Consider the following 25,407-nt stretch of genomic DNA (forward strand, 5'->3'; position numbering starts at 1 on the left):
CGACGATGCCGCACACCGTAGTCGTGCAAGCAGTTGCGGCAATATAACGCTTTTACCGCAACCGACTACCCCTGTTTCAAGGACGACGCATGCATGGAAAGAGCACGCGACTCTTATCCACAATCAGAGCGGTGACAGCAGTTTTTTGACATGACTTTCTCGACCGCCCCGCCTTGCGCGCACCACGACGCCGCGCCACTCTGCACAATCGCCGAGGCCGATCGCTCAGACCCCGCGTGCCCCGGTGCGGTTCCACCCTGCACCGATCCCGCCGCCATCCATGCCCGACGCCGTTCGATTTCTCACCATGCCCAGTCCGGTGGGCGCGCTCACGCTCGCTGCGAGCGCGGCGGGGCTCGTCGGCGTGTACTTCGAGCGCCACCAGCATGGGCCGCCGCCGCGCCAGCAATCGCGCTGGGTGCCCGATCGCGGGCAAGCCAACCCGGGATCCGTCGTCTTGGCGCGCGCCCGACACCAACTGAACGCCTACTTCGACGGTACCCTCACGCGATTCGACCTACCCCTCGCCGCGGAGGGCACGCCCTTCCAGCGCCAGGTATGGGACGAGCTGCGCCGGATCCCCTTCGGCTCGACGATGTCCTACGGAGAGTTGGCCCGCGCGCTGGGGCGCCCGACGGCGGCACGCGCCGTGGGCGCCGCCAACGGACGCAACCCGATCTCGATCGTGGTGCCCTGCCATCGCGTGATCGGCGCCGACGGATCGCTCACGGGCTTTGGCGGCGGCATGGAGCGCAAGCGCTGGCTCTTGGAGCACGAACGACGGTAGGAGGGTAGGACGGAAGGGGGGTAGGACGGATGACTGCGAACGCAGTGCCGTCCTACCCCCCTACGCCCCTACGCCCCTACCGTCGTACGCCCCGCCCGTCCTACCATCTCTCAGAAAAAATCCTGCAGCCAAAATTTGAGCTTCTGCACCCACTTCTCCATGCCGGCGCCGCTCACCCCGTGGCGCTTGGCGGTGGACGAGGCGCCGAGCGCCAGCCGCGTGGCGCCGAACTGGGCGAGTCCGACCACGGTGGCGAACCGCGGAGCTTCCACCGAATCGCTCAACCCGCCGATGTTGTCGGCCGGCGCGCCCACCCGGACGCCGGTGCCGAACGCATCGGCCGCGAGTTCCCCCGCGCCCTGCATGGCGGCCGCGCCCCCCGAGAGCACGATGCCGGCGCTCAGGCGGTTGGCGTATCCGGCGTCGGCGATGTCGTGTTGCACGAGATCGAAGATCTCGTCCATACGCTGGTGGATGATGTGCGCCAGCAACTCGCGCGGAATCTGGCGCTCGCCCTGGGCCACCGTGCTCGGCAGCTGGATGATGTCCAGCGGGTCGACCAGCGGTTCGTACGCGCAGCCGTAGCGCTCCTTGAGCCGCTCGGCGTCGGCCTGCGTGACCCCCAATCCGTGCACGATGTCGCTGGTCACGTTGTTGCCGCCGAACGGGATCGTGCCCAGGTGGCGGATCTTGCCTTCGTGGAAGACGGCGACATCGGTGGTGCCGGCGCCCATCTCCACGAGCGCCACGCCCAGTTCCTTCTCGTCCTCGGTGAGCACGGCGAGCGCGCTCGCCAGCGGCTCGAGCACGAGGTCGCGCACCTTGTAGCCGGCGCGCTCCACGCTCTTGCGCAGGTTGATGGCCGGCGAACTGCCGATCGTCACGAGGTACATCTCCACCTCGAGACGCATGCCGCTCATGCCGATCGGATCGCGGATCCCGGTGTTCTTGTCCACCGAGTACTCCTGCGGGATGGCGTGCAGCAGTTCGCGGTCCTGCGGGATGGCCTGGGCCCGCGCCACTTCGTTGGCGCGCTCCACGTCGGCCCGGGTGATCTCGTCGCCCGACACGGCCACGATGCCCTTGCTCGTCATCGCCTGCACGTGCTCGCCGGCGATGCCCGCGTACACCTCCTGCACCTGCACGCCCGCCATGCGCTCGGCATCCTGCAGCGCCTTGCGCAGGGAGCGGGTCGTTTCCTCGATGTCGGACACGAGGCCGCGCCGCATGCCGGTGGTGCGCGCTTGCCCCACCCCCAGCACCTTGATCGAGGGATGCCGCGGAAGATCGCCGACCACTTCGGCGATGATGGCGGTGGTCTTGTTGGAGCCGATGTCGAGACCGGCGACGAGGCGTTCTGCGTTCATTTGAGTCGGGCGATCACTTGGTCACGGAATCGTAGGTCCAACTCGGCAACCGCGAGCTGGCGTCGCGCGAGGTCGCGCTCCACCGGCCCCAGGTCCTCCAAGCGGTGAACGGTCACATCAGCCATCGCGCGAACGAGGAGCGTGGGCAGGGAGAAGTCCACCTCGTCTCCCTCCCGCCGCACGTCGCTCACCCGCTGGTACAGCTCGGGCGCGCTGCGCCGCAGTTCGCCCAGCAATCGCAGAACCGCCGTGTCGCGGCTCGCCAGAATCGGCACGTCCACCGCGGCCTTCGACGGATCGATCGGCAACGGCAACCCCGATGCGTCGTACGGACGCAGTCCCTGCGGGGTCGGCACCATCGCCACCGGCACCCGCTCGACGATCGTCACGACGAGCGTCCCCGGAAGCTTACGCCGAATCGCGGCGCTGCGCACCTCCGGCAATTGCGCGACCCGCGCTTCGAGGGGACGGAGCGCGGTCCACACCGATACCGTGGTATCGACGTGCAACTGGCGCAGAATGTCACGAGTCGAGGTGTACCGCGCGCCGACGATCGACACCCGGCGCACGCGAAAGAAGGCCATCCGCGACAGCACCGGCGGCCCCCACCAGGGCGCAGCGGCCGCGGCCAGCACGAGGAGCGCGATCGCCACGCGCTTCCAGCGGCGCCGGCGAGCGGGCCCCGGCGCGGCGGGTGCCGGCGCGTCCACGGCGTCGCCGGTCACCTGGCCTCCAACAGCTTCACCAACTCGCCGCCCGTCTTGGTCACGTCGCCGGCGCCCATCGTCAGCACCACGTCCCCCGAGCGCACGAAGGCGCCCAGCGCCGGCGCCAGCGCCTCGCGCGCCCCGCGCCACGCCAACCGGTCGCCGGCCGCCCCCAGCGCGTGGGCGATGAGGTCCGCCGTCACGCCGGGAATCGGCTGCTCGCGGGCCGGGTAGATCTCGGCCAGGAAGATCACGTCGGCGCCCGACAGCGCGCGCGCGAACGCGGGCGCGAAGTCGCGCGTCCGCGAGTACAGATGCGGCTGGAAGGCCGCGATCACGCGACGCCCGGGATACGCGCTGCGGGCCGCCGCCAACGAGGCCGCGATCTCGGTGGGATGATGGGCGTAGTCGTCCACCACGACCACGCCGGCCGCGTCGCCCACGCGTTGGAACCGCCGCTCCACGCCGCGAAACGCCTCGAGGCCGGGCGCCATTTCCGCCACCGTGCGCCCCTCCGCCAACCCCGCCCCGAGCGCGGCCAGTGCGTTCTGCACGTTGTGCAGCCCGGGCACGCGCAGCGCGATCGCGCCCAGCCGCCGGCCGTCGAACCGCACCTCGAATCGCGCCCCCCCGTCCACGAACGCCACGTCGGCGGCCGTGAGCCGCGCGTCGGGCGAGCGAATGCCGAATCGCACCACCTCGGCGGTGTCGGGCAGCGCCAGCGTGCGCGCCTGTTCGTCGTCGGCGGAGATGACGATGGCGCGCGCGTCGCGCACGAACTGCGCGAACGCGCCCCGGATGTCGGCCAGGTCGGCGTAGATGTCCAGGTGGTCGGCCTCGATGTTGGTGACCACCGCCACGGAGGGGCTGAGCGCGAGAAACGACCGATCGTATTCGTCCGCCTCCACGACGTAGAGCGCGTCGCCGCCGGCCCGCAGGTTGCCGCGCCACTCGCTCACCCGGGCCCCCACGAGCGCCGTGGGGTCGCTCCCGGCGGCCGCCAGCGCCAGCGTGGTCATGACGGTCGTCGTGGACTTGCCGTGCGTACCGGCCACGGCCACCAGCTCGCGTCCGGCGGTGGCCTCGCCGAGCGCTTCCGCCCGGCGAATGACGGGGATGCCCAGGACGCGGGCCCGCTCGAGCTCCGGGTGGTGCCGGGCCACCGCCGAGGTGACCACCACGGCCCGCGCGCCTTCGACGTGGGACGGATCGTGGCCCTCCCACACGAGAATGTCGAGCGTCCGCAGGTCGCCGGTATCGGCCACGCTGGCGTCGCAGCCCGTGACCGCGGCGCCGCGCCGCGCCAGCAGTTCGGCGAGCGCGCGCATGCCCGCGCCGGCGATGCCAACGAAGTGGATCGGACGCGGGTCGGTACGGTCGATGAGGGACATGACGGCGCGGGCAATATAGGGGCCGCGCGCCCGGCCGCTCAAGGCTGGCGCGACGTTCGGTCGATCACGCCCAGGATGTGCCGCGCGATGTTCTCGGCGGCGTGCGGACGCGCGCGGCGGCCGGCGCCGGCGGAGAGCGCCGCGAGTTTGACCGGATCGCCCAGCAGACTGGAGATCAGCTCGTGCAGCCGCGGGCCGCTGAGCGTTTGCTGCGGGAGGTGGATGGCGGCGCCGGCGTGTTCGAGGGTGGCCGCGTTCGTGGTCTGGTGCTGCGCCGCGGCCGAGGGCAGCGGCACGAGGATCGCCGGGATCCCCCAGGCGAACAGCTCGCTCGTGGTCATCGAGCCGGCGCGGGCCAGCGCGAGATCGGCGGCCGCATAGGCATCGGCGATCGGCGACAGGTATTCGCGCACGCGCACGCGCTCGCTCTCGTAGCCCGCGAACTCGCCGTAGGTGGCCTTCCCGGTCATCCAGATCACGTACAGATCGTCGGGCAGCCGGCCATTGATCCAACTGGCCACGGCGCGGTTGATCGCGAGCGCGCCCTGGCTTCCGCCGTAGATCAGCAGCACGTGCCCCCCCGTGGGCGGGAACCCCCAGTGCTCGCGCGCCTGGGCCCGCGAGGGGCGCTCGGCGTTGGGCGGGTCGATGGGCGCCCCGGTGTCCACGATCACCCGGGGATCGCGCACCCGGAGAAATCGCGCCGCTTCGGGAAACGTCACGTAGATCTCGGCGCAATCGCGGCTATAGCGCCGCGCGGTGAGCCCGGGAAAGCTGTCGCCCACCTGCTGGACGATGGGGATCTTCCGCCGTCGCGCGTATTCGAGCATCAGCCCCGACGCGTAGCCGCCCGTGCCCACGACGAGCGCGGGCCGCTCTTCCTTGACCAGCGCGCGGATGCGGCGCCAGACGGCGACCGCGCTGACCACGGTGCGCCAGTTCTTCCACGGCGAGCGCCGGTGCAGCGGATGCAGATCGAGCAGCAGGTACGGGAACTCGGCCTTGGGCAGCACCTCGCGCTCGATGCCCCGCTGGGCGCCCACGAAGAACGGCTCGATCCCCGGCCGCTCGCGCACCAGCGCGCGCGCGATGGCGAGCCCCGGATAGAGGTGCCCGCCCGTGCCGCCGCCCGCGAAGATCACGCGCATGGCGGTCAGTCGGCGAGTGGATCGGTGGCGCCGGCCCCGACCACGCGCTCCTTGGTGCTGCCGATGTTCACCAACACGCCCGTGGTGAACAGCGTGAGCACCAGATTGGAGCGGCCGTACGAGACGAACGGCAGCGTGAGGCCGGTGGTGGGCAGCAGCCCGACCACCACCCCCACGTGCAGGAGCGCCGTGAGCACGGTGACGAACGTGAGCCCCACGGCCACCAGCTGCAGGAACGGCGAGCGCGCCTGGCGCGCGATCCGGAACCCGAACAGCGCGAACGCGGCGAACGCGAGCGTGATCGCGGCCAGTCCCAGGAACCCCCATTCCTCGCCGATGTTGCTGGCGATGAAGTCGCTGTACGGGAACGGCAGGAATCCGTACTGCTGGCGGCCCTCGCCGAATCCCACCCCGAACAGGCGTCCCGATCCCACCGCCACCAGCGACTGCTGGAGCTGGTAGCTCACCGTGGTCGGGGCCGACCCGGGATCGAAGAAGCTCGTCAGGCGCAGCAGGGCGTACTGCAGCTTCTCGGCCTCGGTCCACAGGAGCGGCGTGACGATGATGCCCAGCGCCACGAAGTGTCCGATGCGCACGCCGCCGGCGTAGAGGATCACCGCCATCAGCAGCGTATACAACATGGCCACCGAGAGGTCGGGCTCGAGCGCCGCCAGCACGTCGAGCACGCCGATCACGAGGAGGATCGGCAGCACGCCCTTGGTGAGACGCCGCAGCTGCTCGCCCTTCTTCACGGTGAGCATCGCCACCCACACGATCACGCCGAACTTGCCCAGCTCCGACGGCTGCAGCGAGGTCCCGAACAGGAAGCGTTTGGAGCCGTGGACCCGCGGCGCGATGCTCGCCGGCAGGATGAGGCACGCGATCATCGTCGCGATCGTGAGCCACATCAGCGGCCACGCCCATCGTTCCCACTTCTGGGCGTCCATCTTGGCGGCGATCGCGAACGCCACCACGCCCACCGCCGCGCCTTCGAGCTGGCGGATGAGGTAGTAGGCGCTGGAGTGATTCTCGTTCATCGCCACGATCGCGCTGGCGCTGTAGAGCACGGCCAACCCGAACGCCAGCACGGCGGCGGTGATGAACACCAGCGCCTTCGCCTCGGGCTCCATGCGCCAGCGTTCGCGGACATCGCGGCGCGCGCGCTCGACCGGTCGCGACCCGACGCCCGCGTCGCCCATCGCATCGAATCCGGCGTGCTCCGTCACGGCGCCACCGCCAGACGCTTGAACTCGGCGCCGCGCTGCTCGTAGTTCGCGAACATGTCGTAGCTCGAGCACGCGGGCGACAGCAGCACCACGTCGCCCGGGGCGGCGGCGCCGCGGGCCTGGGCCACGACGTCGGCGAACGACGCTCCCGCCGGCACCCGCGTCACCGGCACCAGCGCCTGCAGGTCCTGCACGATCAGCGGCGCCGCCTCGCCGTACGCGATCACGCGCTTCACCGTCCGCCGGAGTTCGTCGGCCAGCGCCGTGTACGGCTCGCCCTTGTGGCGGCCGCCCAGCAGCAGCACGGTGGGGCGCGTCATGCCGCGCAGCGCGACGAGCGTGGACATCACGTTCGTGGACTTGGAGTCGTTGATCCACGCCACGCCGCCCGACGTCCCCGCCGGCTCGATGCGGTGCTCGAGCGGCCGGAACTCCCGCAGGCCGGCGGCCAGCTGCGCCACCGCCTGTCGCGTGCGGTGCGCGGGATCGGCGAGCATCACCGCCAGCGCCGCGCTCAATGCGTTCGCCACGTTGTGGTCGCCCATCAACGGCAGCTCGCGGCGCAGGATCAGCGGCTCGCCCAGCACCACCAGCCGCTCGCCCGCGCGGTCGTAATAGGCATCGGCCCGCTGCGCCACCGAGAAGTCGGCGTGCACGCCCGCCACGTCGCGCACCAGCGCCTGGCAAGCCTCGTCGTCGCGGTTGGTCACCCACGTCGCCGCCGCCGTCGCGTTCCGGAACAGCAGGGCCTTGTCGCCGTAGTACGCGTCCACGCTCGCGTAGCGGTCGAGGTGGTTGGCCGAGAGGTTGGTGAGGATCCCCACCTCGGGCGCGATGCCCGGCGTGTCGTGCAACTGGAACGACGACACCTCGAGCGCCACCCACGGCGCCGGATCGGGCGAGGCCGCGAGTTCGGTGAGCGGCCGGCCGATGTTGCCGGCCGCTTCGGCGCGCAGCCCGAGCGCGCGCAGCAGGTGCGCCGTGAGCGCCGTGGTCGTCGTCTTGCCGTTGGTGCCGGTCACCGCGATGTACCGCAACGCCGGCAGGAACCGCAGCCCGATCTCGATCTCGCTCACCACCGGCACCCCGCGGGCGCGGGCGGCCGCCAGGGGCGGCGCCTCGGGCGGCACGCCCGGGCTCGCCACCACCAGCGATGCGCGCGCCACGCGCTCCAGATCGTGGCGCCCGAGGTCCACCTGGACGCCGTCGGCGCGCAGCGCAGTGGCCGCCGCTTCGAGCGCCGGCGACGAGCCGGCGTCCGACGCGTAGACGCGAGCGCCGGCGCGCGCCAGCAGCACGCCCACCGCGCGGCCGCTGCGCGCCAGTCCCACCACGGCGACCTCGCCGTCGAGCCACCCCAGCGCCATCGCCGGCTCCGAGACGCGGATCATCGCGCGTTCACCGAACCTTGAGCGTGGCCAGCGCGAGAAACGCGCAGAGCAGTCCCAGGATCCAGAACCGCACCACGACCTGCGTCTCCGGCCACCCCTTCATTTCGAAATGGTGATGGATGGGCGCGCGCAGGAAGACGCGGTGCGCCTTGGCGTACTCGATGCCGTACCGCCGCCGGCGGTACTTGAACACGGCGCGCTGCATCATCACCGACAGCGTCTCGCACATGAACACTCCACCCACGAATACGAGCAGGAACTCGGACTTGAGCAGGATCGCCACCGCGCCCAGCCCGCCGCCCAGCGCCAGCGAACCGGTGTCGCCCATGAAGATCTCGGCGGGGTGCGTGTTGAACCAGAGGAAACCCATCAGCGCGCCCACCACGGCCGTGCAGAAGACGGTCAGTTCCCCGGAATCGCGCAGGTAGAACACCCCCAGATAATGGCTCGTGTCCACGCGTCCGATCACGTAGGCGAACACGGCGAAGGTGGCGAACGCGATCGCCCCCAGCCCCGCCGCCAGCCCGTCCAGCCCGTCGGTGAGGTTCACCGCGTTGCTCACCCCGGTGAGCACGAACGTCGTGAACAGCACGTATACCCAGGCGAACGCCGCCGAGATCGGCACCACCAGCAGATACTTGAAGAACGGCAGCGTGGTGGACGCGCCCGGCAGATCGGGCGCCAGCGGATACTGCCACACGTACCATCCGAGCAGCAGCCCGATCGTCACCTGCCCCGCCAGCTTGTAGCGCTCCACGAGCCCTTCGTTCTTCCGGCCGGCGCGCTTCTGCCGCAGCTTGAGCACGTCGTCCACGAGCCCGATCGTTCCCATGCTGGCGGTGACCGCCAGCGCCAGCCAGATGTAGCGGCTGCCCAACCGCGCCCAGAGCATTGTGGACGCGATCGTCGCGAACAGGATGATCAGCCCCCCCATCGTGGGCGTGTCTCCCTTGCCCACGTGCGTGTCGGGCGTCCCGTCTCTCACGCCCTGCGTCACGGCGCCGCCGCGCAGCCGGCGGATGATCACCGGCCCGGCGATGAACGCCAGCACCAGCGCGGTCACCGCCGCGCCGGCCGCCCGGAAGGTGATGTAGGTGAACAGGTTCAGGACCTTGAACTGCCTGACCAGCGGGACCAGAAAATGATAGAGCACGGATGCTTGGGCAAACGGTGAGAGAATGAGGCGGTGAGACCATGAGCAACACGCAGCGCGACAGTGAGTCCGGACGTCCTACCGCCCTACCGCCCTACCGTCCTACCGGCTTTCCGCACCGGCCCACTGCGCCACGACCGGCACCAGTCGCTCCAACCGCACGCCGCGCGAGCCCTTGAGCAGGATCGCCGCGTTGGGTTCGAGTCGAGGCGCGAGCGCCGACCATGCCGACGCCGCGTCCGGCGCAGTGATGACGCGCGAGACCGGCGCTCCGGCACGACCGAATGCGTCCGCGAACTCGCCGATCCCCACCAGGAGTTCCACCGGCGAAGCCAGCGCGGCCCGCGCCACGGCGTCGTGCACCCGCGCCGAATGCCCGCCCATCTCGAGCATCGACCCCAGCACGGCCACCCGCTGGCGCCCCTCCCCCGCCTGCGCCAGCAGTTGCAGCGCGGCGAGCGTGGACTCCGGGTTGGCGTTGTAGGCGTCGTTGATCAGGAGCGCCGCCCCCACCGCGTCCACGGCGCCGCGCATCGCCGGCATCTCGGCCATCGCCATGCCCCGGGCCGCGTCGTCCATCGACACCCCGCACGCATCGGCCACCGCGAGGGCGAGCATCGCGTTGCGCAGGGTGTGCGCCCCACGCGCCGGCGGGCGAACCTCCACCCCGGCCACCCACAGCACGCCCTGCCCGCCGGCCTCCACGAGCCACCGCTCCGGCTTGAACTCGCCGGCGTCCAGTCCCGCCGTCAGCACGCGGCCGGCGCGGCCCGCCGCCGCCGCGGCCACCTCGGGCTGCGAGGCCGGCACCACCGCCAATCGCACGCCGTCGCAGGCCGACAGCTCCTCGCGCATCACGCCGGCCAGATCGCCCAACCCCTCCAGGTGCTCCTCGCCGATCGACGTCACCACCACGATGTCGGGCTCGGCCGCCGCCCGGAGCGCCGCGATCTCGCCCGGCTGGTTGGTCCCCATCTCCACCACCGCGATGTCCGCGTGGTCGGGAATGGCCAGCAGCGTGAGCGGCACGCCCACGAGGTTGTTGAAGTTGGCCGCCGAGGCGTGCACTTCGAGTCGCGCCCCCAGCGCGGCCCGCAGCAGCTCCTTGGTGGTCGTCTTGCCGTTCGATCCGACCACCGCCACCACGGGGCCGTTCCACACGCGTCGCCGGAAGCGCCCCAGAGCGGCCAACGCGCGCCCCGTGTGCGCCACCACGTACACCGGCACCCCGAGGTTCGCCGCGCGCTCGGGACGCGAGACGACGACGCCGCCCGCCCCCGCCGCCACCGCCTGGGCCAGAAAATCGTGCGCGTCGAAGCGTTCGCCCGACAGCGCCACGAACAGATCCCCGCGCTGAACGGTTCGCGTGTCGGTCCACACTCGGCCGAACGCTCCGTTGCCGCGCGGCCCGACGCCCAGCGCCCGGGCCACGCGGTCCCGCGTCCAGAAGACCGGCGCCGACGCCGGCGGCTCCCGCCGCTCCGGAGCGCGCACATCGATACTCATACCGCCCGATCCAGTACGTCGTGCACGATCTGCTTCTCGTCGAATGGAACGTTCGTGGTGCCGATCACCTGATACGTCTCGTGCCCCTTGCCGGCGAGGAGCACCAGATCGTCGGGCGCGGCCAGCTCCAACGCGCGCGCGATCGCGTCCCGGCGGTCGGCCATGCGAAGGTAATCGGTGCGCGCGATGCCGGCCACGACGTCGTCGATGATCTTCTCGGGATCCTCGGTGCGCGGATTGTCGCTGGTGACCACCACCACGTCGGCCTTGTCGGCGGCCACCGCACCCATGAGCGGACGCTTGCCGCGGTCGCGGTCGCCGCCCGCCCCGAACACGCAGATCAGCCGGCCGCGCGTGAACGGGCGGAGAGCATCCAGCGCCCGGGCGAGCGCGTCCGGCGTGTGGGCGTAGTCGCGCAACACCGCCGGCCGTTCCGCGATCCGCTCCAGACGGCCCGGCACCTGCGGCAGCGACGCGAGCCGCTCGGCGATGGCGGCCGGCGCGTGCCCCATCCCCCACGCCGCGGTGGCCGCGCCGAGCGCGTTGGAGATGTTGAAATCCCCGATCAGCGGAAGCAGGAGGCGATGACGTTCTCCGCCCATGACGAGCGTCCACGCGCTACCCGACGGTCCCAGCACCACCTCCTCGGCGCGCACCTCGGCCTCGGGCGATGCGACGCCGAACCGGAGACGCCGCCCCACCGCCGGCAACGCCCGCCACGCCGGATCGTCGGCGTTTACCGCCACCGTGCCGCCGGACACCAACTGCTCCAGCAGACGCGCCTTGGCGCGGAAGTACGCGTCCATCGTCTGATGGTAGTCCAGATGATCGCGCGTGAGATTGGTGAACACCGCCGCGGCGAACGCCACGCCTTCGGCGCGCCGCTGATCCAGCGCGTGCGACGACATCTCCATCGCCACCGTGCGCCCGCCCGCGTCGACGAGCGCGCGGAACACCCGCTGCAGCTCCACCGGCCCCGGCGTCGTCAGCCCCGATCCGCCCGGCAGCACCGCGCCCTCACTGCCCACGAGCACGCCGAGCGTTCCGATCGACGCGCTCCGCGCCGCCGGCTCGTCGAGCAGGTGGCGCAGCATGTTCACCGTGGTCGTCTTGCCGTTGGTGCCCGTCACGCCCAGCACCTGCAGCGACCGCGCCGGCCATCCGTACGCCGCCGCCGCCGCCACGGCGGTGGCTCGCCGTCCTTCGCGCACGACGATCGCCGGCAGCGCGGTGCGCGCCGCGTCTTCGACGATCGCCGCCGCGGCGCCCGCCGCCGCCGCCGCCCCCAGGAAGTCGTGCCCGTCGCGCAGCGACCCGCGCACCGCCACGAACAGTCCGCCGGCGCGCACCATGCGGCTGTCGTCGCCGATGCCGGTGACCGTGGGCGGCAGCGCGCCCCGCGTCTCCAGCAGCAGCCCCGCCGCGCGCAGCGCGCCCACGATCTCACGCGTCTCGATGGCCATCAGAAGTCGTATCGGAGTTGGACCATCGATCCGGCGGCCGCCATCGCGCCCGCCGCCGGCCACGTCTGCATCGGCGCGCCGCGCACCAGCCGCACGCGGAACCCCGCTTGGTGCAGCGAGAGCACGGCGTCGCGCAGCGGAAGGCCGGCCACATCGGGCACCGGGCGCGGCGGCAACGATACGGCGGCCGGGGCCGGAGGGGCCGGCAGCGCGATGGTGACCGTGGCCGGCAGCGCGGCGAGGTCCGCCGCCGCGGCCGCGCGCGCGGCCACCGACTCGGCCAGCACGGCCGTGTCCGTCGGCGCCGGGCTCGTGCCGCCCGACGCGACCCGCGCCCCCACCCCGGCGCTGTCCGGCGGCCGCTTGATGACGTCCTCCATGAGCGCGCCGCGATCGAGCGCCGCGTCGCGCGCCGCGAGCGCCGCCTGGAGGATCGTCTTGGTGAGCGGCGCCGCGGTACTGGCGCTGTAGTACACCCCCTGCGGGCTGTCCAGCTTCACGACGATCACGAACTGCGGTGCTTCACCCGGAAAGAGCCCCACGAAGTTCGGCGTGTACGCCAGCGGCACATAGCGGCCGTTCACGGTGCGGCGCGGCGTGCCCGTCTTGCCGCCCAGCAGATAGGTGGCCAGATCGGCCTGCACCGCCGTGCCGTCCTGCACCACGCCGAGGAGCATCTGGCGCACCTGGGCGGCCACGGCGGGTTGCATGACGCGGCGCACCACGGTGCGCGTGTGGCGGTACAGCACCCGTCCGCCGGGGCTGCGGATCTCCTTCACGAGCGCCGGCTGCAGCAGCTCGCCGCCGTTGGCGATGGCGGCGTACGCCACCGCGAGTTGCATCGGGGTCACGGCGATCTCGTAGCCCATGGCCATCGAATTGGCCGACTGCGCCGACCAATCTCCGGGCGGGCGCAGCGTGCCGTTGGACTCCGAGGGATACGCCACCTCGGTCGGCGTGCCGAACCCGAAGTCGCGCAACGCCTGGTATTCCTGCCCAGGCGTGAGCCGCTCGGCGAACTGGATGATGCCCACGTTGCTGGATCGCCGGATGACATCGGCCAGCGACAGCTCGGCGGGCTCCGGCGCGCCCTCCTGGTCGTCGTGCACCGTGCGGCCGTTGATCGTGAGTTGGCCGCCGAAGGTCTGGATCATGTCGGTGGGCTTCACGAGCCCGCGGGCCAGGAGCGCCGAGGCGATGATCGGCTTCATCGTCGACCCGGGCTCGAACGGTTCGGTGAGCGCGGTGGCCGACGTGGACCGGGGATCGAGCCGGCGACTGGCCATGGCCAGCACGTCGCCCGTGGCCGGATCGAGGATCACGATGTCGCCGCCCTGCGCGCCCATCTTCGCCACCGCGTCGTCCAGCGCGCGCTCGGCGATCTGCTGCAGATCCGAGTTGAGCGTGAGCACCACCGTGTTCCCCTCGCGGGGGGCCACGCCGGGCTGCGTGGGCGACGCGTAGCTGCGCCCCGAGCCGTCGCGCACCATCGCCGCGGCGCCGTCCCGGCCGCGCAGCAGGCTGTCCAGCGCCAGCTCGATGCCGTCGAGCGGCTTGCCGTCGGCGTCCACGCGGCCCACGATGCGACGCGTGGCGTCGGAGCCGGGATACACGCGGTCGGCCACCGGATCGGTGTACACGCCGCGCATCGCCGTGAGCAGGGCCACGTCCATCGCCCGGAAGTGCCCCGGAATCACCACCCACTTGCGCGTCGTGTCGGTGGCGCGCGCGATCCAGCGGCCGTCGACGCCGGCGCGCACGAGCGCGTTGGCCATGGCGCGGCGCTGCAGCACCTCGCGCGGCGCGATCGACAGCGTCACCATGTCGCGGCTCTCGGCCAGCGTGTGGCCGGCCGCGTCCAGGATCTCGCCCCGCAGCGCCGGCACGTCGCGCTGCGTGAAGTGCTGGCTGCGCGCCTGGTCGGCCCATGCCTTGCCCTGCACCAACTGCACCCGCGCCGCCTGGCCGATCACCATCACGGCGAAGAGGGCGAGCGAGAGGTGGATGATGCCGATGCGGCTACTCTTGATCATGCGGGCGCGGCCGCGGGATGTCGATGACCGTACTGTCGGCGGGAATGTGCATGTTCATGCGCTGGAGAATGGGCGCCAGCCGCGCGAGGCTCGAGGAATCGCGGATCTCGCCGCGCAGGCGAATCCGCTCGGCCCGGAGCGCATCGCGCTGGCGCTCGAGGGTGCGGAGCGTTCGCTGCTGGCCAATCCCGTAGCTCCTCCGTGCAATGACGCCCATGGCCACCAAAACGAAACCCACCAGCACGGCGGCGACGATCGCCCGGGCGCCCCACGGGCGGTTCACGCGGCGCGCCATGCCCGGAGCCGCGCGCTGCGCGAGCGAGGGTTGACGTCGAGCTCGGCCGGCGTGGCCTGCACGGCGCGCTTCGTGACCAGCGTTCCCAGCGCCCGGCCTCCACACGTGCACACCGGCTGGCGCGGCGGGCAGGTGCAGGCCGTGCTCCAGTCGCGGAAGGCGTGCTTCACGATCCGGTCCTCGCCGGAGTGGTACGAGATCACGGCGAACACCCCGCCCGGCGCCAGCCGATCGCGCAGCGCCGGCAGCGCCCGCTCCAGCCCCGCCAGTTCCTCGTTGATCGCGATGCGCACCGCCTGGAACAGTCGCGCGAACTCCGCGGGCCCGCTCCGCGGGCCGAGGGTGGCGCGGATCGCGCCCACGAAGTCGTCGCTCGTGGCGAACGGCCGGTTCCCGCGCCGCCGCACCACCTCGCGCGCCAGACGAATGGCGCGTCGCTCGTCGCCGTACTCCCTGAACACCCACGCCAACTCGCCCTCGTCGGCCGTGTTGAGAAAGGCCGCGGCGTCGAGCCGCGCGTCCGGCCCCATGCGCATGTCGAGCGGCGCGCCCTCGCGAAAGCTGAACCCGCGCGCCGTGGCGTCCACCTGATGCGACGAGATGCCGAGGTCGAGCAGGATGCCGTCAAAGCGCTCGCCGCCGATCGCGGTGTCGTCGAGCTCGGCGTAGTTGCCGAGCACGAGCCGCAGCCGCCCCGTGGCGAGGAACCGGACCAGCCGCGCGCCCGCCGCGGCGATCGCGTCGGGATCGCGGTCCACCGCGGTGACGTGCGCGCCCGCGTCGAGCAGGGCCTCGGTGTGTCCCCCGCCGCCCAGCGTCCCGTCGAGCACGCGCCCGGCGCCCGCCAGCAGCGCCACCACCTCGCGCGCGAGCACGGGCGCATGGAACGCGCTCGCCCACGCCAGCGGCGCGTCGTCGGTCGCGGCGGTCATGTCAGCGATGGCACGGCGTTCGGCATCGGACGGCACGGGGAGAAAGCAACACACAGCGGGCGCCCCCCACAAGCGACGAAGCCCGCCGGCGGCTGCCGGCGGGCTTCGCATCGCGCGGGGACCGCAGGCTCGGTCATTTTCCCTTGCAATAGAACTTCACCATCTTGCCCGTCGCGTCGAGCAACTGCGGCAGATACTGCAGGATGCTGGCCGCCGACTGCGGCGACACCGACCCGCCCTCGGGCAGATCGAGCTGCACGGTCGTGAACAGGTCGTTGGCCTGCTTGGAGAGATCGCAGCTCTTCTGGGCGGTCGCCCGCCGGTAGGTATCGGTCCCGATCTGGAACGCCGAGACCGCGGCGAAAAACTTGGTGTACTTGGACGGCGCCAGGCTGTCGGCGTGCATCGCGTACTTGTATGCCTTGGTGTAGTTGGCGATGGCGTTCGTCGAGTCGGCCTGCGCGGCCGTGAACGCATCCTGCGCCGGCTTGAGCAGCATCGGCCCCCAGACGTCCTTGTTGCCGCCGGCCGCGAGCGCCGCGTCGGCGATCGCCACCACGCTGTCGGTCTGCCCCAGATCCGAGTACGTCTGCGCCAGGTAGAGCTGGGCGTTGGAATTCTTGGGATCGAGCGCCAGCGCCTGGCGGAACGAGGCCGCGGCGGCCGGGAGCTGCTTGACGTTGCGGAGCGCCACGCCGCCCAGGTACGGGAACTGCGGATCCTTGGGGAACTTCTTCTGTCCGTCGGCCGCGTACTCCGCCACCTTGGCCCAGTTGGTGTCGGTCGTGGCCATCGCGATCTGGCGATGGTAGTACGCGCTGTCGGCCAGGGCCGTATCGGCGCGCACCATCTGCTCGCCGGTGATGAGCGCGCCCGGGAAGTCCTTGAGCAAGGCCTGGAGCTTCCACTTCTGGGCGAGCATGTTCGGGTCGCCCGGATTCTGCTTGAGCATGTCGTCCAGGATCGGCAGCGCCTTGGCCGGATCGGGCGACGCCGCCAGCGCATCGACGATCCGGGTGGCGAGCGACTGATCCTGCGGCTGCAGCTTGTACAGCTTGAGCAGCGTCTGGATCACGCCGTCCTGGTCGTTCTTGCGATCGTAGGCGCCGAGCGCGATGCGCAAGGCGAAGACGTTCTGCGGATCGATGTTCATGATCGCGCCGGTCACGGCGAGGACCGAATCGGGCGGATAGTGCAGACTGGAGTCGGCGTACGCCGAGGCCAGGCACAGCCGCGCGAGCGTGGCCTGCGGGTAGGCGCGAATCGCGTCGAGCGCGCGCTTGGCGGCGTCGGCCGGCTTGCCGTCGCGGAGTGAATTGCGGCAGTCCTTGTTGCCGTCGAGCTGCTTGCGAGCCGCCGTGTGCTCACGCTCGACCTGCGCCGCCGCCGCGCCCACATCCTTGGCGTCCACGACCGGGAGCGGCTGCGCCTGGGTGACGTCGTTGGCCAGCAGCATGCGCACCTCTTCGTGCACGCCAGACGACGTCTGGGACACGCTGCAATCGAGGATCTCGTCGGCGTGCACCATCTTGCCGAGCGCGCCGAGGTCGGACGTGCTGAGCGCGGAATCGGCCGAGTAGCCCGACGCGGTGAGCGCCTCGTTCACGGTCTTGTTCGGCACGACGTACAGGTCGCGCACATTGTTCTCATTCTGGATGCGGTCGCGCAACGCGGCGGCGGCGTCGATGCCGAGTTGGCGATTGGTGCTCTGGCAGGTTCCGATGAGGAGATGCGGCGTGTCCGGCCCGGGGCCGAGATTGCGGGTATACTGGGCGACGGCGCGCGCGGGCGCACCGGCCACCACCGCGACGCTGACGACGACCACCACTGCGTGGCGCTGCAATGCCTTCACTTTCCGCTCCTCCGAACTGTTTGAGTCATACCAACCGCGACGGACCGTAGTTCCCCAGCCCCGAGTGGGCGAAGAGGGACTCGAACCCCCGACATCCTGCGTGTAAGGCAGGCGCTCTAACCAGCTGAGCTATTCGCCCCGAGAGAACGCCGACGCCCCGAGATTTACTTGAGTATGGCCAGCGGAACGAGCACACAGTAGCCGACGACGAGGAGGATCGGTGCGATGGTGTCGCCGCCGCGCGCGAGATCCGCGTAGCCGGCGGCGATGGTCACGAGCGCGATTCCCCACCAGAGGAGACTGCGAGAACGGGTCGAAGCGTCGGTTTCTGCCATAAACGAGAAGACTAGAGACCGCCAAATCGAGTGTCAAGGCAACCCCAACCGCGGCGTGCGTTTACGAACGGTCGTCCGGCTCCTCGTCGGGGGGCGTCGGCGGGAGGCCGAGCAGTTCCGCCAGCACGCCCTCCCGCGCCGCCCGATCGGTGGCGACGTCGGCCGCCACCATCGCCGCCAGCCGGGCGCGATCGCGCCGCCGCCGGGCGATCCAGAGCGGCAGCACGAACACCAGCACCACCAGCCCGAGCACCGTCAGGTCCTCCATCAACGCCAACGCGCCGTACCGGCGCCGCGTGCGGGCCCGCCACTCGGCCTCGAATCCGTCGAGCGTCGTCCCGTCGGCCCGCCGCAGCGCCTTGTCCAGCGAGCCCGTCGCGCGCCACGCCGCGAGGACGTGGGCCAGCCCGTGGCGCGGATCGATGGCCGCCATGTCGGCCACGGCGCTGGCCGAGAGCGCGTAGGCGGCCTGCGCCGTGGTCGCACCGCCGGAGAAGTCGCGTTCGAGCGCGTCGAACGTCGGCACCCCTTCGAGCGCCAGCGCCAGGTTCGCCGCGATCGCGTCGTCCCGGTTCTCCTCGTGGGCCGCGTAGCTCGCGTAGCCCTCGTCGAACCAGCGCGGGACGATGTCGCCCAGATATTCGTGCAGCGCGAGGTGCGCCAGTTCGTGGCGCACCACCTCCAGCGGATTGCCGGCCCCGGACCCGGCGCGGCTGCCCTGCAGCACGATCCGCCGCTGATCGGGAAACGCCAGGGCCGCGCCCCACTCCGGCGCCAGCGGCCCCACCCAGTCCCGGAATCGCGTGAAGTCGGGGGCGATCGCGATCAGCACATGCTCGCGGGGGCGCGGCAGCCCGGGAAAGGTGTCGTGCGCCTGCGAGGCCGCGAGGATCGCGTGGGCGAGCGTGGCGTCGCTCGGATACGCCACGACGGTGAACCGGCCGGCGTCGAGGCGCAGCGGCGCGCCCGCCTGCGCACCCGCCGGCCAGGGCCAGAGCAGCGCGAACGCGGCCGCGCGCAGGGCCCGCCACGCGCCGCGAACTGCTACGGCTCGCCCCCCTCCTCGACCGTCTTCAACACGTCCGCGCAGCGCTTGCCCCATGGATTGAACTTGTTCTGCGCGAACCCGCCGCGCCACGCCTCCATCGCCTCGTCCCGCTGCCCGTTGAACCAGTACGCCCGCCCCAGCTCGTAGTGCGCCTCGATCAGATTGGGCCCCAGCGCGATCGTCTTCTGGAAGAACGTCTGCGCGTCCTCGAACATGTCCCGCTCCAGATACACGAGCCCGAGATAGAAGTGCGCGTACAGCGTGGCCTTCTTGTCGTTGTCCAGCCGGATCGCCTTGGACAGGTGCTCGATCGCCTCGCCGAAGATCCCCTTCTTCAGGCAGATGTAGCCCACGTTGATGCGCGCCAGCGCATTCGTCGGCTCGCGCATCAACACCTTCTGGAACATCATCAGCGCGTCGTCGTACTTCTCCTGCAGCATCTGCGCCCAGCCGAGCAACGCCTCCGACTGCGGGTCGTTGGGCGACAGCTCGATCGCCTTGTGCAGCGCCGCCTCGGCGCCGTCGTAATCGCCCAGCGACAACCGGCTCCACCCCTTCTCGATGAACGTCGACGCCCCGATGTGATCGGCGTGCACCACCGGCCGCGCGGCGCTGAACTCGGGGGCCAGCGACTGACTGGCCACCAGGCTCTTCCACTTGTCCACCAGCGTCCTGATCTCGTCCTTGAGCTGCGCCAGCTCGGCCACCTCCTGTTCCACCGTCTTGAACAGGGCCACGATCTCGGTCTTGAGCGCGTCCCGTTCGGTGGCCGCCGAGGGCGCGTCGAGCCGCGCCTCGAGCGCCGCGTACCGGGCCCGGTGGTCGTCCAGAGTCCGATCAGCCATTCGGCAGCGCCTCCTCGGCCACCCGCTCCAGCGCCAGCCGTTCGTCGGACGAGAGCAATCGATCCACGTCGAGATACACCAGCAACCGGTCGCCCAGCCGGACGATGCCGCGCAGATACTCGCCGGCGAGTCCGCGGAACAGCGTCGGCGGCGGCGACAGCTGCGCGTCGGTGAAGCTCGTGACCTCGAGCACGGCGTCGACCACCATCCCCACCCACTCGGCGCCCGACTTGAGCACCAGAATGCGCGTCTCGGACGTCGGGTCGGCCCACGGGAGCTGGAACCGGCGCCGCAGACTCACCACCGGCAGCACCCGGTCCTGATATTCGAGCACGCCCACGATCCACTCGGGCACGTTGGGCACCGCGGTCGGCGGCTGATAGCGCAGCACGCGCTCCACGGAAAAGATGTCGGCCGCGAAGTAGTCGTTCCCCAATCGGAACGACACGATCTTGGCGTCGCGAGGTTTGATCATGCGATCTCCAGAACTGGTTCTCTTCGGAACGCGGCCACGAGGGCGTCGGCGTCGAGCACGCCGATGAGATCGGCCCCGCGCCGGGCAATGCCCACCATCACGCCGTCGCCCAACTCCACGGGCGAGCGGCGCACCGCCTCGCGGCCCAGCGTGAGCACGTCGTCCACGTCGTCCACGGCGAGGGCCGAGCGCCCCTCCGGCGTGGCAAGGATCAGCGCCGCGCGCGGCGCCGCGTCGAGCACCGCGCCGAGCGGACGCGACGGCCCGTACAGCGGCACCAGGCCGGAGCGGTAGGCGATCACCCCGAGCATCGTCTCGCTCATCTCGGGCAGCCGCTGCACGCTCTCCACGTCGATCGCCTCCTCCACCCGGTCGAGGAGGAGGGCGAACAGTTCGCGTCCCACGCGGAACACCAGAAAGTCCCGCGCCTCCTCGACGGCCGGATCCGCGCCCGGCGTCGGGTCGGCCGCGGCGAGTTCCGGCTCGGGGTCGGGGCGCGCGTCCGCCGCTTCCACTAGCGGAGCCGGCGCCTCCACGGGGACGTCGGCCGAGACGGCGGGCGCCTCGGCGTACACGGGCTCCACGGGCTCCACGGGCTCCACGGGCACCGAAGGCGCCTCGTCGCTCGGCGCATCGGGCCCACGGGCGAGCCAGTCGCGATAACTGATCCTCGGTTGCTTCTTCATTGTCGGTCGTCCGCCACGTCGTGTATCAGCGCCGCGTCCACCCGCGGCAGTCCGCGCATCGCCCCCACGAACAGGGCCTGCATGGCCAGGTTGTTCACCAGGCGCGGCACGCCGCCGCTCCGTACCGCCAGCGCCGCCATGGCGTCGGGGGTGAACACCTCATGGGCCGCGCCGGCCACGCGCAGCCGGTGCCGCACGTACTCGCGCACGTCGTCGTCGTCGAGCGGGTCGAGGTGGAAGCGGAGGCTCACGCGCTGGTCGATCTGCGGACGCTTCACGATCCGTTCCCGCAACTCGGGCTGTCCCAACAGGACCACGTGCAGGTGCTTCTCTGTGCGGTCCTCGAAGTTGGTGAGCAGCCGCAGTTCCTCGAGCAGGGTCGGGCTGGCGAGCTGGGCTTCGTCCACGATGATCACGGGCCGCCGCCCGCCGGCGTGCAGCTCGCCGAACCGCCGCCGCAGCGCCTCCACCAGGGCCGGCTTGCTGCGCGGCGCCCGCGCGAGGCCGGCCGACGCGGCGAGGAGTTGCAGCAGCTGGGCGCCGGTGAGCCGCGGATACGGCAGGATCCACGGGTCGAACGCCGTGCCGGCCAGCCGCTCGCGCAGCGCCTCGACGAGCATCGTCTTGCCGCACCCGATCTCCCCCGTCACCAGCGACAGGCCGCCGCGCAGATCGGTCACGTCGTAGAGCAGGCGCGCGAAGCCCTCGTCGAACACCGGCGAGTGATATACGAACGCCGGGTCGGGCGTGTTCGCGAACGGCTTGCGGAGCAGGCCCCAATGCTCGTCGATCATATTGCTTCGCTCATGGCGTCGAGCTGCTCCACGATCGCCGCCGCCACGCCGCCCAGCGGCGCCACGCGGTCGGCGCCGGCCTGCTGCAGCGCCGCCTGCGGCATGCCGTAGATCGTCGACGTCGCGCGGTCCTGCACCACGGCGCGGCCCCCGGCGTCGCGGATGGCGCGCAACCCGTCGGCGCCGTCGCGCCCCATGCCGGTGAGCACCACGCCCACCGCCCGCGGCCCGAACAGCTCGGCCACCGAGTGGAACAGCGGGTCGGCCGACGGCCGCACCCCCCACACCGGCGCCGAATCGAGCAACGCGATCGTCGGCTCGGCGCCGTCCACCACCCGCATGTGGTGCCCGCCCGGCGCCACGTACACGTGGCCGCTCTCCACCACCTGCCCCTGCTCCGCCTCGTGCACCGGCAGCGGCCCCATCGCGTCGAGGCGCTTGGCCAGGCTCCTGGTGAAGCCGGCGGGCATGTGCTGCACGATGAACACCGCCGCATCGAGCGTTCGCGGCAGGCTCGGCATCACCTCGCCCAGCGCGCGCGGTCCGCCCGTGGAGCTGGCGATGGCCACGGCGCGCGCCGGACTGTGCGGCAGGCGACCCGAGGCGCGCCGGGGCGGTTCGCGATGCGGGGCCAGCATCCCGAGCCCTCCCAGATTCGCCTCGCGGGCGGTGCGCAGCGCGCCCACCAACCGTTCGGCCACCACCGCCAGATCGAGGCTGATCGGCCCCGACGGCTTGTGCACGAAGTCCACCGCGCCCAGTTCGAGCGCGCGCAGCGTGGCGTCCTGCCCGTCCACGGTCTCGGCCGCGCTCAGCATGACCACCGGACGCGGGCACTCGCTCATGATGTAGCCCAGCACCTGGACGCCGTCCATCTCCGGCATCTCGATGTCCAGCGTCACGAGGTCGGGATTGAGCGCGTGCACGCGCTCGATGGCCTCGTGCCCGTTGCGCGCCGTGCCGATCACCGTGAACTCGCCCGACGCCGTGATCAGCTCCGACACCATGCGGCGCATGAAGGCGCTGTCGTCCACCACGAGCACCGACGGCTTAGAGGTCACGATTGCCCCGCGACAGCGACCGCACCTCGACGCGGCCGTCCCCCAGGTGCAGGTACACGCTGCGGCCGTACTCGTCGCCCACGTCCTCGGCCACCAGGCGAAGGCCGGCCGCGGCCAGGGCGCGCCGCGTCGCCTCGACGTTGCGGGTCCCGATCGTCACCGTGCCGCGCGGCACGAGGCTGGCGAACATGCTCGCGCCGCCGGCGATCCTGGCCACCACGCGACCGGCGTCGGCGCCGAGGGCCACCATGCGCTCGAGCAGCGCCGGCACCGCGGTCTCGGGAAACCGGGCCGGATTGTGCTGTTCGCGCGACATCGCCGGCTCGGGGAGGAGGATGTGCGCCATCCCGCCCACGCGCGCCTCGGCGTCGTAGAGCGCGATCGCCACGCATGATCCCAGACCGATCGTGGACAGCGTGCCGTTGCCGACGCCGGTGGCCAGGTCGGCCACGCCCACCCGGTGATCGCTCATGCAGGCCGCCGGAAGATGCGTTCGCGGCCGTTCACAGGCGCGAACAGCTGCCGAGCCGGCCCGAACAGCGTTTCCACCTTGCCGAGCACGAGGAATCCGCCCGGCGCCAGCGCCGCGTGAAAGGCTTCGAACAGCCGCTCCTGCGACGGCCGGTCGAAGTAGATGATCGCGTTGCGGCACACGATGAGGTCGTTCACGGGGCGCGGCGGCGCCTCGCGCAGCATGTCGTGCGCCTTGAACCGCACCAGGCGGCGGATCTCCGGCACCGCCGTGAACGGTGCGGTGGCCGTGAAGTACCGGGCCCGCAACACGGGCAGCGTGTCGCTGAAGTCGCGCTCCTCGAATTCGGCGCGCTCCGCCGCCTCGAGGCTCCGCCGGTCGACGTCGGTGCCGAGGATGTCCACGCGCGATAGCTGGGCGAGCGCGCCCCGCGCCTCGGCGTGGCGGTGGAACAGCGCCGCCAGCGAATACGGCTCCTCCCCCGACGCGCAGCCGGCGCTCCACACGCGGATGCGCGGCTGCGGCCCGTCCCAGAGCACGGGGATCACCTCGCGGGCGATCGCCTCGTACACCTCGGGGTTCCGGAACAGCTTGGTGACGTTGATCGTCAGCGCGTCGAGCAGCAGCTCGTACTCGCCGGCGTCGGCGTCGAGCACCCGCGCGTAGCCCGGATAGTCGTGCACGCCGCGGGCCCGCATCCGCACGGCCACGCGCCGGCGGAGGCAGGTGGTCTTGTAGCTCGCGCACCGGAACCCGCGCTCGCGCGAGATCTTGTCCAACAGCGCGGTGAAGCCGTCGTCCTGGGGTTCGAGTGCCGTCATCACAGCGTCTGCCGGACGGCGTCGAGGTTGGTGCGCACGATGGCGTTGGACGGATCGATGGCCAGGGCGCGTTCCCAGAACTTGACGGCCTCGTCGCGGTGGTGCTGCCGGAACTGGATGTTGCCGAGCTTGAGGTACACGTCGCCGCCCAATTCGGGATCCACCTTCACCGCGCGCTGGTACGCCTCGAGCGCGTCGTCGAACCGGCCGGCGCGGTAGGCCATGTCGCCGAGGTTCTTGTGGATCTGGGGCACGGCGGGGTCCTCGGTGAGGGCCCGGTCGAGCGCCGCCAGCGCCGGCGCGGCGGCGTTCCGGCGCTCCAGCACCACGGCCAGGTTGTTGTGCAGCACGGCGCTGTGGGGATGCGCCCCCACGCCCTCCTCGAGCGTTGCCTGCGCGCGCGGCAGATCGCCGAGCAGCGCCGCGGTGAGCGCCGCGTAGTGGTACCAGGCCGGCGACGGCGGGCGCGCCGCCCACAGCGGGCGGGCCGCCGTGAGCGCTTCGTCGGCGGCGGCGAGATCGCCGACCCGCAGCGCCACGACGCCGATCGACGTCTGGATCTGCGCATTCTTGCCGCCGCTCCGCTTGCCCGCCTCGTGCAGGGCGCGTTGCGCTTCTCCGAACCGACCCAGCCGCTCCAGCGCGTAGGCCATGTTGTGGTACACCGCCGCCGCCACGCCCGGCCGCGCCGTGGCCTCCTCGTACACGGCCAGCGCGTCGGCCCACCGTTCCTGGCGCAGCAGCACGAGCCCGATGTAGAAGCGCGCCGCCGCGTCGTTGGCCCGCAGATCCATCACGCGCCGGAATTCGCGCACCGATTCGTCGAACATCCCCGTCTTGTAGAACGCCACGCCCAGGTTGTAGTGCTCCTGCACGCGCGCCTCCGACACCTGCGGCTCGCCGGCCTTCGACGTGCCGATGCGGTGCAGGAATCCCGTGGTCGCCAGGCCGTACAGCAGCTTGCCCACATCGAACTCGCCCATCCCCGACGCGTCGATGATCTGCTGCACGTCGCGCTGCCCGTCCACCAACTCGAGCAGCGCCCGCTGCTCCGCCGTCAGCTCCACCTCGGCCTTCTGCAGCTTGGGCCGGTCCACCTCGAACACGATGTCGAACGTCGGGATCTTCTTCTCCACCAACGTCCACTCGTCCACCCGGCGCGCGCCTTCGAGCAGCAGCGACTCGGGGTTGATCGAGACCAGGAACTCCTGCTCCTCGGGCTGGACGTCGGCTTCGAAGTTGAACGTCCCCTGATTCCACGTGAACAGGAAGTACACCGCTTCCTCGATCTGCTCGCGGATATGCTGACGCAGTGCCTCGCGCGACAGATACCCCATGTCCATGAGCAGCTCGCCGATGCGCCGGTCGCGCTGCCGCTCCTGGGCATCGATCGCCGCCTGCAGCTGCTCGGCGGTGACGATGCCGTTCTTCACCAGCAGATCGCCCAGCCGGTCGCGGCGATTCACGATCGACGCGTACGAGATCCGTCCCTTGTCGAAGTAGATGTACCCGAAGTTCGACCGGTGGTTGACGCTCAGACACCCGGTCTTCTTGCCCATCGCGAGGAGCTGGAGCACGTCGGGAAGGCTCGCTTCCTTGAGGCTGCCTTTGATCGCCAT

Annotated in this window: 23 protein-coding genes and 1 tRNA gene; 1 reads left to right on the forward strand and 23 read right to left on the reverse strand. The window is 71.3% G+C overall.

Annotation, left to right across the window (positions count from 1 at the left end):
* Positions 1 to 280: 280 nt before the first annotated feature.
* A complete protein-coding gene (locus VNE60_12500) occupies positions 281 to 787 on the forward strand; it encodes a methylated-DNA--[protein]-cysteine S-methyltransferase (GenBank protein HVB32342.1) in 507 nt (168 codons plus the stop codon).
* Positions 788 to 897: 110 nt separating this feature from the next.
* Here VNE60_12500 and ftsA read toward each other — a convergent pair whose 3' ends face one another.
* The 23 genes from ftsA to VNE60_12615 form a co-directional block, all read right to left on the reverse strand.
* Positions 898 to 2,154, reverse strand: a complete 1,257-nt coding sequence (gene ftsA / locus VNE60_12505) for a cell division protein FtsA (protein HVB32343.1) — start codon at positions 2,152 to 2,154, stop codon at positions 898 to 900.
* On the reverse strand, positions 2,151 to 2,879 hold the full coding sequence (locus VNE60_12510) for an FtsQ-type POTRA domain-containing protein (protein ID HVB32344.1): 729 nt from the start codon (positions 2,877 to 2,879) through the stop codon (positions 2,151 to 2,153). The genes ftsA and VNE60_12510 overlap by 4 nt, the downstream gene beginning before the upstream one ends.
* Positions 2,876 to 4,252 (reverse strand): UDP-N-acetylmuramate--L-alanine ligase, encoded by a 1,377-nt coding sequence (gene murC / locus VNE60_12515; GenBank protein HVB32345.1) that lies wholly within the window; start codon positions 4,250 to 4,252, stop codon positions 2,876 to 2,878. Before murC ends, VNE60_12510 begins: the two co-directional genes overlap by 4 nt.
* 38 nt (positions 4,253 to 4,290) lie before the next feature.
* A complete protein-coding gene (locus tag VNE60_12520; protein HVB32346.1) occupies positions 4,291 to 5,400 on the reverse strand; it encodes a UDP-N-acetylglucosamine--N-acetylmuramyl-(pentapeptide) pyrophosphoryl-undecaprenol N-acetylglucosamine transferase in 1,110 nt (369 codons plus the stop codon).
* Between the two features lie 5 nt (positions 5,401 to 5,405).
* Entirely contained in the window at positions 5,406 to 6,626 is a 1,221-nt protein-coding gene (locus VNE60_12525; GenBank protein ID HVB32347.1) for a putative peptidoglycan glycosyltransferase FtsW, read from the reverse strand.
* Positions 6,623 to 8,017 carry a UDP-N-acetylmuramoyl-L-alanine--D-glutamate ligase gene (gene murD, locus VNE60_12530; protein HVB32348.1) on the reverse strand — a complete coding sequence of 465 codons (1,395 nt, stop codon included), beginning with the start codon at positions 8,015 to 8,017 and terminating at the stop codon, positions 6,623 to 6,625. Before murD ends, VNE60_12525 begins: the two co-directional genes overlap by 4 nt.
* Before the next feature lie 7 nt (positions 8,018 to 8,024).
* Positions 8,025 to 9,170 carry a phospho-N-acetylmuramoyl-pentapeptide-transferase gene (mraY, locus tag VNE60_12535; GenBank protein ID HVB32349.1) on the reverse strand — a complete coding sequence of 382 codons (1,146 nt, stop codon included), beginning with the start codon at positions 9,168 to 9,170 and terminating at the stop codon, positions 8,025 to 8,027.
* A 102-nt stretch (positions 9,171 to 9,272) separates the two neighbouring features.
* Positions 9,273 to 10,676, reverse strand: coding sequence for a UDP-N-acetylmuramoyl-tripeptide--D-alanyl-D-alanine ligase (gene murF, locus VNE60_12540; protein ID HVB32350.1), 1,404 nt, complete (start codon positions 10,674 to 10,676; stop codon positions 9,273 to 9,275).
* Positions 10,673 to 12,139: a UDP-N-acetylmuramoyl-L-alanyl-D-glutamate--2,6-diaminopimelate ligase gene (locus VNE60_12545; GenBank protein ID HVB32351.1), complete on the reverse strand. Its 1,467-nt coding sequence runs from the start codon at positions 12,137 to 12,139 to the stop codon at positions 10,673 to 10,675. Before VNE60_12545 ends, murF begins: the two co-directional genes overlap by 4 nt.
* The gene (locus VNE60_12550) at positions 12,139 to 14,172 is read right to left on the reverse strand and encodes a penicillin-binding protein 2 (protein HVB32352.1); all 2,034 of its coding nucleotides are present in this window, start codon (positions 14,170 to 14,172) and stop codon (positions 12,139 to 12,141) included. Before VNE60_12550 ends, VNE60_12545 begins: the two co-directional genes overlap by 1 nt.
* A complete protein-coding gene (locus VNE60_12555) occupies positions 14,159 to 14,467 on the reverse strand; it encodes a hypothetical protein (protein HVB32353.1) in 309 nt (102 codons plus the stop codon). Before VNE60_12555 ends, VNE60_12550 begins: the two co-directional genes overlap by 14 nt.
* A complete protein-coding gene (gene rsmH / locus VNE60_12560; protein HVB32354.1) occupies positions 14,452 to 15,399 on the reverse strand; it encodes a 16S rRNA (cytosine(1402)-N(4))-methyltransferase RsmH in 948 nt (315 codons plus the stop codon). The genes VNE60_12555 and rsmH overlap by 16 nt, the downstream gene beginning before the upstream one ends.
* Before the next feature lie 133 nt (positions 15,400 to 15,532).
* Positions 15,533 to 17,251 carry a tetratricopeptide repeat protein gene (locus tag VNE60_12565; GenBank protein HVB32355.1) on the reverse strand — a complete coding sequence of 573 codons (1,719 nt, stop codon included), beginning with the start codon at positions 17,249 to 17,251 and terminating at the stop codon, positions 15,533 to 15,535.
* 65 nt (positions 17,252 to 17,316) lie between these two features.
* A tRNA-Val gene (locus tag VNE60_12570) sits at positions 17,317 to 17,390 on the reverse strand.
* A 257-nt stretch (positions 17,391 to 17,647) separates the two neighbouring features.
* Positions 17,648 to 18,688, reverse strand: coding sequence for a hypothetical protein (locus VNE60_12575; protein ID HVB32356.1), 1,041 nt, complete (start codon positions 18,686 to 18,688; stop codon positions 17,648 to 17,650).
* Positions 18,631 to 19,479 carry a tetratricopeptide repeat protein gene (locus tag VNE60_12580; protein ID HVB32357.1) on the reverse strand — a complete coding sequence of 283 codons (849 nt, stop codon included), beginning with the start codon at positions 19,477 to 19,479 and terminating at the stop codon, positions 18,631 to 18,633. Before VNE60_12580 ends, VNE60_12575 begins: the two co-directional genes overlap by 58 nt.
* Entirely contained in the window at positions 19,472 to 19,954 is a 483-nt protein-coding gene (locus tag VNE60_12585) for a chemotaxis protein CheW (GenBank protein HVB32358.1), read from the reverse strand. The genes VNE60_12580 and VNE60_12585 overlap by 8 nt, the downstream gene beginning before the upstream one ends.
* Complete coding sequence (locus VNE60_12590; GenBank protein ID HVB32359.1) at positions 19,951 to 20,640, reverse strand: chemotaxis protein CheW; 690 nt, start codon at positions 20,638 to 20,640, stop codon at positions 19,951 to 19,953. The genes VNE60_12585 and VNE60_12590 overlap by 4 nt, the downstream gene beginning before the upstream one ends.
* A complete protein-coding gene (locus tag VNE60_12595) occupies positions 20,637 to 21,434 on the reverse strand; it encodes an AAA family ATPase (protein HVB32360.1) in 798 nt (265 codons plus the stop codon). Before VNE60_12595 ends, VNE60_12590 begins: the two co-directional genes overlap by 4 nt.
* Positions 21,431 to 22,495: a chemotaxis response regulator protein-glutamate methylesterase gene (locus VNE60_12600; protein ID HVB32361.1), complete on the reverse strand. Its 1,065-nt coding sequence runs from the start codon at positions 22,493 to 22,495 to the stop codon at positions 21,431 to 21,433. The genes VNE60_12595 and VNE60_12600 overlap by 4 nt, the downstream gene beginning before the upstream one ends.
* Positions 22,485 to 22,967, reverse strand: coding sequence for a chemotaxis protein CheD (locus VNE60_12605; protein HVB32362.1), 483 nt, complete (start codon positions 22,965 to 22,967; stop codon positions 22,485 to 22,487). The genes VNE60_12600 and VNE60_12605 overlap by 11 nt, the downstream gene beginning before the upstream one ends.
* On the reverse strand, positions 22,964 to 23,788 hold the full coding sequence (locus tag VNE60_12610; GenBank protein ID HVB32363.1) for a protein-glutamate O-methyltransferase CheR: 825 nt from the start codon (positions 23,786 to 23,788) through the stop codon (positions 22,964 to 22,966). The genes VNE60_12605 and VNE60_12610 overlap by 4 nt, the downstream gene beginning before the upstream one ends.
* On the reverse strand, positions 23,788 to 25,407 hold the full coding sequence (locus VNE60_12615; GenBank protein ID HVB32364.1) for a DUF4388 domain-containing protein: 1,620 nt from the start codon (positions 25,405 to 25,407) through the stop codon (positions 23,788 to 23,790). Before VNE60_12615 ends, VNE60_12610 begins: the two co-directional genes overlap by 1 nt.

The organism is Gemmatimonadaceae bacterium (assembly GCA_035533755.1).
GTDB lineage: Bacteria > Gemmatimonadota > Gemmatimonadetes > Gemmatimonadales > Gemmatimonadaceae > JAGWRI01.

What these genes read in the sequence shown, in the direction of transcription:
- VNE60_12500 (HVB32342.1), top strand. Translation starts at nt 281, where the DNA reads ATGCCCGACGCCGTTCGATTTCTCACCATGCCCAGTCCGGTGGGCGCG.
- ftsA (HVB32343.1), bottom strand. Translation starts at nt 2,154, where the DNA reads ATGAACGCAGAACGCCTCGTCGCCGGTCTCGACATCGGCTCCAACAAG.
- murC (HVB32345.1), bottom strand. Translation starts at nt 4,252, where the DNA reads ATGTCCCTCATCGACCGTACCGACCCGCGTCCGATCCACTTCGTTGGC.
- VNE60_12520 (HVB32346.1), bottom strand. Translation starts at nt 5,400, where the DNA reads ATGCGCGTGATCTTCGCGGGCGGCGGCACGGGCGGGCACCTCTATCCG.
- murD (HVB32348.1), bottom strand. Translation starts at nt 8,017, where the DNA reads ATGATCCGCGTCTCGGAGCCGGCGATGGCGCTGGGGTGGCTCGACGGC.
- murF (HVB32350.1), bottom strand. Translation starts at nt 10,676, where the DNA reads ATGAGTATCGATGTGCGCGCTCCGGAGCGGCGGGAGCCGCCGGCGTCG.
- VNE60_12545 (HVB32351.1), bottom strand. Translation starts at nt 12,139, where the DNA reads ATGGCCATCGAGACGCGTGAGATCGTGGGCGCGCTGCGCGCGGCGGGG.
- VNE60_12550 (HVB32352.1), bottom strand. Translation starts at nt 14,172, where the DNA reads ATGATCAAGAGTAGCCGCATCGGCATCATCCACCTCTCGCTCGCCCTC.
- VNE60_12555 (HVB32353.1), bottom strand. Translation starts at nt 14,467, where the DNA reads ATGGCGCGCCGCGTGAACCGCCCGTGGGGCGCCCGGGCGATCGTCGCC.
- rsmH (HVB32354.1), bottom strand. Translation starts at nt 15,399, where the DNA reads ATGACCGCCGCGACCGACGACGCGCCGCTGGCGTGGGCGAGCGCGTTC.
- VNE60_12575 (HVB32356.1), bottom strand. Translation starts at nt 18,688, where the DNA reads ATGGGGCAAGCGCTGCGCGGACGTGTTGAAGACGGTCGAGGAGGGGGG.
- VNE60_12580 (HVB32357.1), bottom strand. Translation starts at nt 19,479, where the DNA reads ATGGCTGATCGGACTCTGGACGACCACCGGGCCCGGTACGCGGCGCTC.
- VNE60_12585 (HVB32358.1), bottom strand. Translation starts at nt 19,954, where the DNA reads ATGATCAAACCTCGCGACGCCAAGATCGTGTCGTTCCGATTGGGGAAC.
- VNE60_12590 (HVB32359.1), bottom strand. Translation starts at nt 20,640, where the DNA reads ATGAAGAAGCAACCGAGGATCAGTTATCGCGACTGGCTCGCCCGTGGG.
- VNE60_12595 (HVB32360.1), bottom strand. Translation starts at nt 21,434, where the DNA reads ATGATCGACGAGCATTGGGGCCTGCTCCGCAAGCCGTTCGCGAACACG.
- VNE60_12605 (HVB32362.1), bottom strand. Translation starts at nt 22,967, where the DNA reads ATGAGCGATCACCGGGTGGGCGTGGCCGACCTGGCCACCGGCGTCGGC.
- VNE60_12610 (HVB32363.1), bottom strand. Translation starts at nt 23,788, where the DNA reads ATGACGGCACTCGAACCCCAGGACGACGGCTTCACCGCGCTGTTGGAC.
- VNE60_12615 (HVB32364.1), bottom strand. Translation starts at nt 25,407, where the DNA reads ATGGCGATCAAAGGCAGCCTCAAGGAAGCGAGCCTTCCCGACGTGCTC.